The organism is Bradyrhizobium erythrophlei, assembly GCF_042430365.1.
Classification (GTDB): domain Bacteria; phylum Pseudomonadota; class Alphaproteobacteria; order Rhizobiales; family Xanthobacteraceae; genus Bradyrhizobium; species Bradyrhizobium erythrophlei.
This window is the reverse complement of the sequence record NZ_JBHMET010000259.1, coordinates 70,018-82,509: the sequence shown is the minus strand read 5'-3', so window position 1 is coordinate 82,509 and position 12,492 is coordinate 70,018. Positions and strand designations below refer to the sequence as shown.

Sequence of the window (12,492 nt, the reverse complement as noted above, 5' to 3'; positions counted from 1 at the left end):
TCACCTCAGGCGCGCACGCGCGCGGTGAATAGTCCCTCGGGGCGGAAACGGATGAGCACCACGATCGCAAGCAGCACGATGGCCTTGGCCACGGTGTCGTTCTGCAGGAAGGCGATGGCGCCGGAGAGCTCACCCAGGATGAACGCAGAGGCGACCGTGCCGGCGAGGCTCTGCACGCCGCCGAGCACGACCACCATGAAGGCATCGACCACGTAGCCGGTGCCCATGTCGGGCGAGACGCTCTTGAGCGGCGACACCAGCGCGCCGGCAAGGCCTGCAAGCCCGGCGCCATAGGCAAACGTCAAGGCATAGACGCGCTTGGCATTGATGCCGAACGACGCCGCGACCGAGCGGTCCTGGATGATGGCGCGCAGCTTCATGCCGACCATGGTCCGGTTCATCAGCAGCCAGGTCGCGGTGAACAGCGCGATCGCAACGATGAACAGGAAGACGCGGTAGGACGACACGGATTGGCCGAGCAACTCCATGCTGCCCGACAGCGACTGCGGCAGCTGCACATAGCGCAGCTCGCTGCCGACCATCAGCCGCACCCCCTGTTGCAGCATGATGCCGACACCCCAGGTCGCGAGGATAGTATCGAGCGGCCGGTTGTTCAGCAGGCTCAACACGTAACGCTCGATGATCCAGCCGAACGCGGCGACCACCAGGAAGATCGGAACCAGGCTCGCCAGCAGGCCAAGCCCGAGATAGGTGTGAAACACCCAGGCGGCATAGGCGCCGAGCATCACGAACTCGCCATGGGCGAGATTGATGATGCCCATCGAGCCGTAGATGATCGACAGGCCCATCGCCACCAGCAACAGGATCGACCCGATGCTGAGGCCGGTGATGATCTGCTCGATGAATTGGTCCACGCCAGCCTCCCCGCTCGCGAGATGTCCCGAAAGGCGGCCGCCGGCCCGAAGGACGGCGGCCGCAGTCAGCCTCGGGAGAACGCTAGCTCTTTTCGACCAGGCCCTTTTCGGTGCATGTCTGCCCGGGGTATGCCGCGTAAGGCACCGGCTTCAGCCATTCCTTGGCCTCGACCAGGATTTCGAACTGGCCGTTCGACTTGGCCTGCGCGATCTTGGGCCACAGCCAGGTGTGCAGGTTCTCTGACTCGAGACGAACCTTGCCCTGCGGCGCAATCATCTCCTGCCCTTTGACCGCGTCGCGGATGTTGTTCGGCGTCAGATCGCTGGTCGCGAGCTTTTCGACCGCCTGCTTGAACAGGTAGGCCTGGAAGTAACAGGCTTCCGAGACGAAGTGCGTGACCTTGTCGGCGCCCCAGCGCTTCTTGTAGGCCTCGACGAACTTCTCGTTCTCCGGCGACTTATGCACCATGAAGTACGGCGCCGAGGTGAAGTGACCGGCAGCCGCCTCGCCGCCCATCGCCGCAACCTCATTCTCCGAAGTGGTGAGGCTCGCCATTGGCATCTTTTCCGGATCGAGGCCGGCGGCGCGGTACTGGCGATGCAATGCGACCACGGAATCGCCGACCACGGTGGAGAAGATCACGTTCGGCTGCGTCGAGCGGATCTTGTTGATGACGGACGAGAACTCGGAATGGCCGAGCGGCACGTACTCTTCCGCGACGACTTCGCCGCCGTATTTCTCCAGCAGCTTCTTGCAGTAGTTGTTCTCTTCCTTCGGATAGATGTAATTGGAGCCGATCAGATAGAACTTCTTGCCGAACTTCTTGATCAGCCATGGCACGAACTCGTCCTGCTGCTGGTTCGGCACCGCGCCGGTATAGATCACGTTCTTGGAGCATTCGCGGCCCTCATAGAGGGTCGGATACCAGTAGAGATTGTTCTGGCGCTCGAAGACCGGCAACACCGCCTTGCGGCTCGCCGAGGTGTAGGAGCCGAACACGCTGACGCATTTGTCGCCGACGACGAGCTTGCGCGCCTTTTCGGAGAAGGTGGCCGGATCGGACGCCGGATCCTCGACAATGGGAACGATCTTGTTGCCCTTGATGCCGCCGGCCGCGTTGATCTCCTCGATCGCCAGCAGCGTCGCCTTGTTGAGCGACTCCTCGATGATCGCGGTCGTTCCCGTCAGCGAGAACAACACACCGACCTTGACCTCACCCGCCGCACGCGCGCCGGTCTGGAAGACCCATGGCGACGTGATCAACGTACCCGAAGCGAGCAAACCATTCCTGAGAAACTTGCGCCTATCGATCGCCATCACTCGATTCCCCCTGTGTTCAGGCAACACCAAGCCGTTCGCGCCGAAGCGCGTTGTTTCGAAGCCAGAAAAGTCCACGATCAGATCGAGCCCCGAAAACGCTTGGTGCGTCGGCGGTCAAACACGATCCGAAAAACAAAAAAGCCCGACAGATCCTTGCGGATCCCTCGGGCTACCTAGCCGGAGCCGGACCAGCATCCTCGATGGTCCAGCAAAATGTCGCGAGAGATTTTTTCTCTGGCGACGGGTAAAAAGCTAATCACCTTTCACGCGGTATTGCAATAGTTCATTTGCGTGGATGATCGCGGCCGCCATGTCGTCCATCGACAAACGCTTCGACATCGCCTGACGCCGAATGCTTTCATAGGCTTCAGCTTCGTTCAGTCCCTGACCATCCATCAGAATCACTTTCGCCTTTTGAATCCGCTGGATGCCAGCAAGTTTGCGCTCCAATTTGCGCACGCGCTTCTCGGCGTCGCGACGCTCGAGCCACAGGCTGCGCGCGATCGTAAGATTGGTGAGCAGGCCGAACGGACGGATCGGCCGCTCGATCACCGCGACCGCACCGGCTTCGAGCACGAGCTGCAACGTGGATGGATCTTCGTAGCTGACGATCGCGATGATCGTCGGCCGATGCGCGGTGTCGGTTTTGAGCAGGCGCTGGATCTCCTCGCGCACGTCGTGCTCGATCGCCAGCAGCACGATGTCGGCGCCGTCGGCCCAGCAGTCCGGCACCGGCCACTGCGTCTCCACCATGCAGCCGATGCGGCGCAGATGCTCGATGAGCCTTGTCCGCTCGGTGTCCGGCGGGTGCACGACGTGGACCCGCAACCCCCGCAGATCACGAAGAATTTGGATAGCCACGTCCAGTTCTCCGTTACGGGGTGCTCATGAGTGGAGCAGCGGCAGTTCGTCGACCGACCAGTCGTCCAGGCTCTGCACGACGCAGTACGGGTCTGGCTTGACGCGCACGCCCGGATTCCACACCGCCTGGAAGCGGCCGTTGCGGTCGAGGCGCGCGATGCGCGGCCAGAGGTAGGTGTGGTTGTTCTCCGGATCGATCCTTACCCGCCCCTGCGGCGCGTCGAACTCGGCGTCACGCAGATTGGCAAGCACCTGCTCCGGGTCGTCGGTGCCGCATTTCGCGACCGCGCGCATCGCCAGATGAAGCTGGAAATAGGATGCCTCCGCACCGGCCGTCACCGGCGCGTTCGCTCCGTACTTCTCCTTGAAACTGCTGACGAAACGCCGCGCCGCCGGCGACGACAACGTCTCGAAGAACGGCGCCGCGGTGATGTGGCCTTCGGCGGCCTCCGCGCCCATCTCGGCGACCTCGGCCTCGCTGGTGGTGAGGCTCGCGATCGGCATCCGCGTCGGGTCGAAGCCGGCCGCGCGATAGGCGCTGTAGAGTTCGGCGGTGCCGCTGCCCACGACGGTGGAGAAGATCACGTCGGGCGAGGTCTTCCTGATGCGGCTGATGACCCGCTCAAAGTCCTTTGGATCGGGGTAGAGCGGGACATAGATCTCGTCAAGGATCTTGCCTTTGCCCTGGCTGACGAAATCGCCCATCACGCGATTGGATTCATAGGGATAGATGTAGTTCGAGCCGACGAACAGGAAGCGGTTGCCATAGGCCGAGAACAGGAATTTCGCGAGCTGCAGCGAGTTCTGGTTCGGCGCCGCGCCTGTGTAGACGCAGTGGCGCGAATACTCGAACCCCTCATAGAGGGTCGGATAGAACAGCAGGCCGCGATGCGCCTCGGCGACCGGCAGCACCGCCTTGCGCGTCGATGACATGTAGCAGGCGAACAGCAGCTTGATCTTGTCGACCTGAAACAGTCGCTCGGCGAAGGAGCGGAACTTCTTCGGGTCCGACCCCGGATCGTACATCACCGGCTCGACCGGCCGGCCGAGCACGCCGCCCGCCGCGTTGATCTCCTCGATCGCCAGCAACGTGGCATTCAGTTGGGTCCGCTCGATCGCCGACGTCACGCCGGTCTGCGAAAACAGAACACCGACGCGCCAGGCGCCGCCATGGTCCTCCATCACTGCCATAATAGATCAAATCACTCCGCTGCCGTCGATTGGATCCCCCGGCCGTGCGACAGCTTAGTCTCGATTTGTTGGAATTGAAAAGCCCGCAAATCTTCGGATCGTCATTTGCGCGCGCGAAGGACCATGCGCGGTGTCGTCGAGATCATCGCGCGGTGCGGTCCTTTGCAGGATGACGTGCGTAACTAGACCGCGCGGTTCTGGGTCGGTGCGCGGCCGCCGCCATCGGCAACGAGCACTGCACCGGTGACAAAGGACGCTTCGTCCGACGCCAGGAACAGGCAGCACGCGGCGATCTCCGCGGGCTCGGCCATTCGTCCGAGTGCAATCCGCCGCTCGACGGCGCGGAACTCGGCGTCCGCAGTCGTGCCGTTCTGGTCCGCGAGCAGCTGCATCTCATACGCGCTCATCGGCGTCCGCACCCAGCCCGGCGCAATGGCATTGGCGCGAATGCCATCCGTTCCGTGCGCATAGGCGAGCGAACGCGTGTAGGCAACGACACCCGCCTTGCTAGTGGCATAGCTCGCGCTATCAGGGCTCGCGTTGAACGCGGCAACCGATGCGATGTTGACGACGGCGCCGCCGCGCTGCTTGAGGAGCGGCAAGGCGGCGCGGCACACCCGCATCGTGCCGGTCAGGTTGACGTCGAGCGTCCTGGCCCAGACCTCATCGGACACGCCGAGCGGCTGATCGGGAATGATCAGGCCGGCCGCGTTGACGAGGATGTCGAGCTCAGCGCCGCACGCCGCGATCGCTCGTGCGATGTCGGCCGATTGCGTGACGTCGCCGCGCACCGCTTGCCCACCCGTTTCACGCGCGGCCGCGTCGAGCTCCACATCACCAAGGCCGAACAGCACGACGCGCGCACCGTTCTGGGCGAACAGCAACGCCGTGGCCCGGCCAATGCCTGTTGCCGCTCCCGTAACGAGCGCCGTCTTGCCTGCAAGCCGCGACATCTAAAGCCCCCACTGTCGCTCGACGGCAAATCCAGTCTCCGGCAGCGTCGAGCCGCCGTCGACGACGATGGTCTGCCCGGTGACATATTTGGCCTCGACGGAGGCGAGATAGAGCATCGCGCAGCCGATGTCGTCGGCCTCGCCCATATGTCCGACCGGGATGAAGCGCTCGAGCTTCGCGCGGTTCTCCGGCTGGCTCATGGTGCCGCGGCCCGGCTTGGCGATGAAGCCGGCTTCGACGCCGTTGACCGTGATGCCGTCGCGCGCCAGTTCGAACGCGGCGCCACGGATGAATGCGTTGACGCCGGCCTTCGCCGCGGAGTAATGCGCGCCGCCGCCCATCGCGACCCGCGCCGACACCGACGACGTCACGAGGATTCGTCCGAGGCGGTTGGCGCGCATATGCGGGATCGCGGCCTGCGCGAGCCAGACGCTGGCGCTGAGGTTCAAGGTCAGCGTCTCCTCGAGCTTGGCCTCGTCGAGGTCCTCCAGTGACGACCATGGGCAGCCGCCGGCATTGTGCACGACGATGTCGAGCCGGCCGTGCTGCCGGGCAACGCCATCGACCATGGCACGCAGGCTGTCGCGATCAAGATTGTCGAACGGCACGCAATGCGCGGTGCCCCCCTCCGCCGCCAGGTCGCGCGCCAGGGCTTCGGCAACGTCTTGCGTCCGGTTGGCAATCACGACGACGGCGCCGGCTTGCGCAAGCCGCGTGACGATGGCCGCCCCGATGCCCCTGCCCCCGCCGGTGACGATGGCGACCCGCCCGGAGAGATCGAACGGATGCTTTGCCATCACATCACCCCGGACTTGCGCAGCAATTCGATGAACCGGCCGAACACGGCGGTGTGCCGCTCCACGTCCTGCGCCGACGTCGCGGGGCACATCAGCAGCATGGTGTGGAACGGCGTCACCAGGATTCCTTCGTTCATGTAGAACGCATGCAACAGCGTCTCGAGGTCGGGCTGCCGGCCGGCAATCACGTCGGCACCGCTGCGCGGCGGCTCGGGCATGAACATGATCTCGGCGCGAGCGCCGATCTGCGTGACATGCCAGGGCAAGCGGTTGTCCGCGATCAGTCCGCGGGCCTCGTTCGCCAGCCGCGTCGCGGTGGCGATCATGTGCTCGTAGTTTTCCGGCGTCAGCACCTTCTCCAGCACGGCGCGCATGGTCGCGACCGTCAGCGCATTGCCGGCAAGCGTGCCGCCGAAGCCGAGATGGGCGGACTGCCGTTCGCGTGGATTGACGTGCGGAACGAGCGCCCAGAGCCGTTCGGCGATCTCCGGGCTGAGACCGAAGATGCCGGCGGGAATGCCGCCCGCGATCGTCTTGCCGGCGACGAAGATGTCGGGTTCGAGGCCGTGCGCCTGCGTGAAGCCGCCCGGCCCTGACGAGAGCGTGTGCGTCTCGTCAATGATGAGCACGGCACCGGCGCGCCGGGTCAGCTCGCGCAGCGTGCGGTGATAGCCTGCATCGACCGGGATCATCCCGAAGTTCGTCATCAGTGGTTCGGCCAGCACGCAGGCGACGTCGCCATGCGTCAGAGCCGCCTCCAGCGCCGCCACATCGTTGAACTCGACGACCCTGCTCACCGCGTCATGATCGATGCCGTTCGGATGGATCATGTTGCGCAGGCCGACGCGGCCGTTGCGGATCTCGACATGCGCCTCCTCGACGCCGCCATGATAGCAGCCGGAGAACACCAGCACCTTCCGGCGGCCGGTGATCATGCGCGCGATGCGGATCGCGGCGCGGTTGGCGTCGGTCGCCGACGTCGTCAGCGTCCAGTATCGCGGGCCGAAGCGGCGCGAGAGCTCGGCGCCGACCCAGAGACTGTCCTCGGTCGGCAGCATCATCGTCGCGCCGCGCTTGAGCTGGCGCATTGCGGCTTCGGTGACCGCCTCGGGGGCGTGGCCGCACATGCCGCCGGTATCGCCGAGGCAGAAGTCGATATAGTCGCGCCCGTCGATATCGCGAATATGCGCGCCGCTGGCCTCATCGACATAGATCGGGAAGCCGCCGGCCCAGCGCCGCATCCAGTGCGACGGCCCGCCATAGAGGAAGTTGCGCTTGCCCTCCTGCCAGGCTTCCGCAGCGCGCGGATGCGTCGTGCGGAAGCGGTCCTGCTCGGCATCGAGCAATCGGTTCAGGATGCCGGCACGCTCGGCGGTTGCTGTTGTCATAGGGCGATCCAGGCTGTCTTGAGGTCGGTGTAGGCGTCGAGCGCGTGGAGCGATTTGTCCCGCCCGAATCCGGATTGCTTGAAGCCACCGAGCGGCACGGTGATATCGGCGCCGCCATAGGTGTTGACGTGCACGACGCCGGCATGGATCGCGCGTACCATCCGGTGCGCCGTCGACAGGCGGCCGGTCCACACCGCGGACGCAAGCCCGTAGGGCGTCGCATTCGCGAGCGCGATCGCATCGTCCTCGCTCTCAAAGCGGGTGACCGCGAGCACCGGCCCGAACACCTCTTCGCGCCACAGCTCCATTGCCGGCGTGACCTCGGCAAGGATCGCCGGCGACATGTAGTTGCCGCCGCTCTCGGCACGAATCTGTTCGCCGCCGGCCAGCCGCTTCGCGCCCTGCTCCTCGGCGCGGGCGACCGCGTCAAGGTTCTTGCGCAACTGCGCCCGGCTCGATATCGCGCCGATGTCCGACGTGAGGTCGAGCGGGTCGCCCACCCTGAGCTTCGTGGTCGCCTCGAGCAACTCGTCCATGAAGCGATCATAGACCTGCGACTGCACGAGCAGCCGCGAACCGGCGACGCAGACCTGGCCGGAGTTGCGGAAGATGCCGTTTGCCGACACCTTCGCCGCCTGCTTGATGTCGGGCACGTCGGCAAAGACGATGTTGGGCGACTTGCCGCCGAGCTCGAGATGGACGCGCTTCAAGTTCGAGCGCGCCGAGCATTCGAGCAACCGGCGGCCGACCGCGCCGGAGCCGGTGAAGGCGAGCGCGTCGACATCCATGTGCAGCGCCAGCGCCTCGCCGGCCGACGCGCCGCGGCCGGTGACGACATTGAGGACGCCGTCGGGCAGTCCCGCCTCGCTCGCCAATTCCGCAAGCCGCAGCAATGTGAGGGAGGCGATTTCCGGCGGCTTCACAACGACGGAGTTTCCGGCCGCGAGCGCCGGACCGATCTTCCACGCCCCGATCATCACCGGGAAATTCCACGGCACGATCACGCCGACGACGCCGAGCGGCTCGCGATGGACGAGCCCGAGCACATCGCCCGCCGTCGGGGCGATCTCGCCATAGACCTTGTCGATCGCCTCCGCGTAGTAGCGAATGGTGCCGGCGGCCGACAGCGGCTCGGCCTTGTAGGCCATGCCGATCTCGGTGCCGTTGTCGCGGACGCCGAGCACCGCGATTTCGAGCGCGTGCTGTTCGATCAGGTCGGCAAAGCAAAGCAGGATCTTCTTGCGCTGCGCCGGCGCCGCGCGCGACCAGCTTCCTTGCGCGAACGCCTGCCGCGCGCGCTTGACGGCGACGTCAATATCGGCGGCGTCGCCATCGGCGATCGTGGTGAGCACTTGGCCGTCGATCGGCGATACCACGTCGAGCCGTGCGTCGCCGCTTGCGGCGATCGTCCGGCCACCGACAAAAAACTGCTGGGCCGGAATGGCGGCCGTCCTCAACCGATCGATCTGGGCTTGCTGCATTTGATCCAATTGTGGCGATGGCAAAGCGATCCCCGGCGGGGGACGCTGACGTCGGTAATCCTCGCCAATTCAAGGCCTTGGCAGCAATCAACCGATAGGTTGATGTCATCCCGGACCTTGGCCCCATAGCGTGACATCAACCTCGACGGCCGAACGCCCTGCCCGCGGTGCCATCACGTCGTCCACATCCTTCGAGCCCACCGGCGAGCACTGACACGCGATGCCCAAGACGATACCCACACAGCCCCGAATCCTCCTGATTGGAACCGGCGACACCAAGGCCGACGAGCTCCTGTTCATGAGCGATTGCATCGCCAAGGCCGGCGGCGAGACCATCATGATGGACATCAGCGTGCTCGGCGACCCACCCTACCGGCCCGCGCACGACAAGCACGCGGTGGCGGCGGCGGCCAACACGACGATCGAGGCGATCGCATCCAGCGGCGACGAAAACTCGGCGATGTCGCTGATGGCGGTCGGCGCGGTCAATTTGGTGCGCGAGCTTGCCGAGCAGGACGCCATCGACGCGGTGATCGCGATCGGCGGCACCATGGGCACCGACCTTGCGCTCGACGTCGCGCAGGCGCTGCCGCTCGGCCTGCCGAAAATGATCGTTTCGACGGTCGCATTCTCGCATCTGATCCCGCCCGAGCGCGTCGCGGCCGATTTGATGATGATCCTGTGGGCCGGCGGCCTCTACGGCCTGAACGGCACCTGCACGGCGGTGCTGTCGCAGGCCTGCGGCGCGATCGTCGGCGCGGCGAAGAGCGCGATCCGGCCCCGCAAGGAACGGCCGGTCGTCGCCATCACATCGCTTGGCAAGAGCTGCCTGCGCTACATGGTCGGGCTGAAGCCGGAGCTCGAGAAGCGCGGCTACGAGGTCGTGATCTTCCACACCACCGGCATGGGCGGCCGCGCGATGGAATCGATCGCAGCGCAAGGCGGCTTCGCCGCGGTGCTGGATTTGAGCCTGCAGGAAGTCGCCAACCAGCTCACCGGCTCGGTGGTGAATTCGGGCGCGGACCGGCTGGAGAACGCGGGACGCGCGGGAATTCCCCAGATCGTCGCGCCCGGCGCCATCGACATGGTCGATTTTCCGGCATGGCTGTCGATCCCGCGCGACCTCACCGACCGTCCCTTCCACGCGCATAATCGCCTGCTCGCATCGGCGACATCGCGGCCGATCGATCGCCGTCGGATCGCGATGGCGATCGCCGACAAGCTGGCGCAGGCCAAGGCACCGGTCGCCTTCGTGCTGCCCGCCGGTGGCGTCCAGCAATGGGACCGCGAGGGCGAAGCGCTGCACGATCCTGACGGCCTGTCCGCCTTCATCGACGCGATGCGCTCCGCAATCGAGCCGCCGGTCGAGCTGCACGAGATCAAGGACCACATCAACAGCACGGTGTTCAACGACACGGTGCTCGGCATCTTCGACCGCTGGGTCGAGGCCGGTATCGTTCGCCCCGGCCAGACGACGGTTGCCGCGTGACCCGGCCGCTCGCCCAGGCGCTGGTGCTCGATTTCGGCGGGGTGATCTCGAAGACGCTGTTCGAGACCCACGACATGACCGAGCAGGCGCTCGGGCTTGAGCCATGCACGCTGAAATGGCTGGGCCCGTTCGCGCCCGAGAGCGATCCGCTCTGGACCTCGATGCAGCGCGGCGAGATTTCCGAGCGCGACTACTGGCTGACGCGCAGCCGCGAGGTCGGGCGCATGCTCGGCGAAGACTGGCTGGACATGGAGACCTTCGTGAAGCGGGCGCGCGGCGCCGATCCGGCAACCGTGATCCGTCCCGAGGCGGAGGCGGCGATCCGGATCGCGGCCGATGCCGGCTTCAAGCTCGCCATCCTCTCCAACGAGCTCGACCTGTTCTACGGCGCCGATTTCCGCGCCCGCCTGCCCGTCCTGGCGCGCTTTGATACCATCGTGGACGCGACCCACACCAAGATCCTGAAGCCCGACCCGCGCGCCTACCAAAGCGTGCTGGACGAACTGGCACTGGAGGCGGAAGATTGCGTCTTCGTCGACGACCAACGCCGCAACATTGTCGGCGCGGCCGCGTGCAACATGCGCACCGTGCTATTCGATGTGCGCAATCCCGCCGCGTCATACAGCGAGGCGCTGCGGCATTTCGGGCTGGAATTCGACTGAGCCGGACAGAGAGCGATCATGCGCGACAGGAACTTCCTCCTCGAGAACAACGCCAAGCCGATCTGGCACCCGATGGCGCATCCCGCCGAGCTGCGGGCGCAGCCGCCGCGGATCGTGATGCAGGGCGAAGGCGTTCACGTTACCGATATCGACGGCAAGACGGTGATCGATGCCGTCGGCGGCCTGTGGAACGTCAACCTCGGCTATAGCTGCGATCCCATCAAGAAGGCGATCGCCGACCAGCTCGGCGCGCTGCCCTATTACTCGAGCTTCCGCGGCACCTCGACCGCGCCGTCGATCGAGCTCGCCTTTGAACTGACGGAGTGGTTCAAGCCGGAGGGCATGGTCCGCGCCTTCTTCACCTCGGGTGGATCGGATTCGGTCGAGACCGCGCTGCGGCTCGCCCGGCAGTACTGGAAGATCAAGGGCCAAGCCGACCGCACCAAGTTCCTGGCGCTGAAGAAGGGCTATCACGGCACGCATTTCGGCGGCGCCTCGGTCAACGGCAACGCCAATTTCCGCCGCAACTACGAGCCGCTGTTGCCCGGCGTGTTCCACATCCCGGCGCCGTCGACCTACCGCAATCCCTTCAACGAGACCGACCCGGCCAAGCTCGCGCAGCTCTGCGCCGCCGCGATGGAGGACGAGATCGCGTTCCAGGGCGCCGACACCATCGCCGCCTTCATCATGGAGCCGGTGCTGGGCGCCGGCGGCGTGATCGTGCCGCACGAGACCTTCATGAAGCTCGCGCGCGAGATCTGCGACCGCCACGGCATATTAATGATCGCCGACGAGGTGGTCACCGGATTCGGCCGCACCGGCGCATGGTCGGGCTCGCGGCTGTGGAGCGTGAAGCCCGACATGATGACGATCGCGAAGGCGATCACGTCGGGCTATTTCCCGCTTGGCGCCACGCTGATCGGCGAGGCGGTCACGACGGCGTTCGAGGCCGACACGACCTCGTTCGGCTCGATCGGCCATGGCTACACCTATTCGGGGCATCCGGTCGGCTGCGCGGCGGGCCTCGCAGCATTGGCCGAGACCCGGCGCCTCAGGCTCGACGAGAACGCGGCCGCCCGCGGCAAGGAACTTGCCGATGCGCTCGCAGCGCTCAAGGCGCGCCATTCGCTGGTCGGCGACGTCAGGAGCCAGGGCCTGATGGCCGCGCTCGAGCTCGTCGCCGATCGCGACAGCAAGAAGCCCGCGGACAAGAAGACCATGGCAAAGGTCGCCGACGCCGCCTATGAGGCCGGCGTGATGCTCCGCGTCTCCGGCAACAACATCATCCTGTCGCCGCCGCTGATCCTGACTACGGCCGACGTGGCCAGGATCGCCGAAGGCATCGGCGCCGGCCTGTCAGCGGCCGGCTGAGACGTTATGCAGCATCCTCGTCATTGCGAGGAGCGATAGCGACGAAGCAATCCATAGCTGCACCTGCCGCACTATGGATTGCTTCGCTTCGCTCGCAATGAC

Annotated in this window: 11 protein-coding genes; 3 read left to right on the top strand and 8 right to left on the bottom strand. The window is 65.5% G+C overall.

The genetic code is table 11. From position 1 onward, the window contains the following. Nucleotides 1–5: 5 nt before the first annotated feature. The 8 genes from urtB to ACFFWD_RS39855 form a co-directional block, all read right to left on the bottom strand. Nucleotides 6–875: an urea ABC transporter permease subunit UrtB gene (gene urtB, locus ACFFWD_RS39890; protein ID WP_376974875.1), complete on the bottom strand. Its 870-nt coding sequence runs from the start codon at nucleotides 873–875 to the stop codon at nucleotides 6–8. Nucleotides 876–957: 82 nt separating this feature from the next. Continuing rightward, a complete protein-coding gene (locus tag ACFFWD_RS39885) occupies nucleotides 958–2,193 on the bottom strand; it encodes a transporter substrate-binding domain-containing protein (RefSeq protein WP_376974874.1) in 1,236 nt (411 codons plus the stop codon). A 255-nt stretch (nucleotides 2,194–2,448) separates the two neighbouring features. Then, a complete protein-coding gene (locus ACFFWD_RS39880) occupies nucleotides 2,449–3,057 on the bottom strand; it encodes an ANTAR domain-containing response regulator (RefSeq protein ID WP_376974873.1) in 609 nt (202 codons plus the stop codon). 24 nt (nucleotides 3,058–3,081) lie between these two features. After that, on the bottom strand, nucleotides 3,082–4,248 hold the full coding sequence (locus tag ACFFWD_RS39875) for a transporter substrate-binding domain-containing protein (RefSeq protein WP_376974872.1): 1,167 nt from the start codon (nucleotides 4,246–4,248) through the stop codon (nucleotides 3,082–3,084). A gap of 182 nt (nucleotides 4,249–4,430) precedes the next feature. After that, nucleotides 4,431–5,201: an SDR family NAD(P)-dependent oxidoreductase gene (locus ACFFWD_RS39870; protein ID WP_376974871.1), complete on the bottom strand. Its 771-nt coding sequence runs from the start codon at nucleotides 5,199–5,201 to the stop codon at nucleotides 4,431–4,433. Next, nucleotides 5,202–5,999 carry an SDR family oxidoreductase gene (locus tag ACFFWD_RS39865; RefSeq protein WP_376974870.1) on the bottom strand — a complete coding sequence of 266 codons (798 nt, stop codon included), beginning with the start codon at nucleotides 5,997–5,999 and terminating at the stop codon, nucleotides 5,202–5,204. Further along, nucleotides 5,999–7,387 carry a transaminase gene (locus ACFFWD_RS39860; RefSeq protein ID WP_376974869.1) on the bottom strand — a complete coding sequence of 463 codons (1,389 nt, stop codon included), beginning with the start codon at nucleotides 7,385–7,387 and terminating at the stop codon, nucleotides 5,999–6,001. The genes ACFFWD_RS39865 and ACFFWD_RS39860 overlap by 1 nt, the downstream gene beginning before the upstream one ends. Further along, on the bottom strand, nucleotides 7,384–8,868 hold the full coding sequence (locus ACFFWD_RS39855; RefSeq protein WP_376974868.1) for an aldehyde dehydrogenase: 1,485 nt from the start codon (nucleotides 8,866–8,868) through the stop codon (nucleotides 7,384–7,386). Before ACFFWD_RS39855 ends, ACFFWD_RS39860 begins: the two co-directional genes overlap by 4 nt. Nucleotides 8,869–9,088: 220 nt before the next feature. Here ACFFWD_RS39855 and ACFFWD_RS39850 point away from each other — a divergent pair, with 220 nt between their 5' ends. From ACFFWD_RS39850 to ACFFWD_RS39840, 3 genes are read left to right on the top strand one after another with little or no spacing between them, the layout of a single operon-like run. Beyond that, nucleotides 9,089–10,357 carry a Tm-1-like ATP-binding domain-containing protein gene (locus tag ACFFWD_RS39850; RefSeq protein ID WP_376974867.1) on the top strand — a complete coding sequence of 423 codons (1,269 nt, stop codon included), beginning with the start codon at nucleotides 9,089–9,091 and terminating at the stop codon, nucleotides 10,355–10,357. Further along, the gene (locus ACFFWD_RS39845) at nucleotides 10,354–11,019 is read left to right on the top strand and encodes an HAD-IA family hydrolase (RefSeq protein WP_376974866.1); all 666 of its coding nucleotides are present in this window, start codon (nucleotides 10,354–10,356) and stop codon (nucleotides 11,017–11,019) included. The genes ACFFWD_RS39850 and ACFFWD_RS39845 overlap by 4 nt, the downstream gene beginning before the upstream one ends. Nucleotides 11,020–11,037: 18 nt before the next feature. After that, nucleotides 11,038–12,390 carry an aminotransferase class III-fold pyridoxal phosphate-dependent enzyme gene (locus ACFFWD_RS39840; RefSeq protein WP_376974865.1) on the top strand — a complete coding sequence of 451 codons (1,353 nt, stop codon included), beginning with the start codon at nucleotides 11,038–11,040 and terminating at the stop codon, nucleotides 12,388–12,390. Nucleotides 12,391–12,492 lie beyond the last annotated feature (102 nt).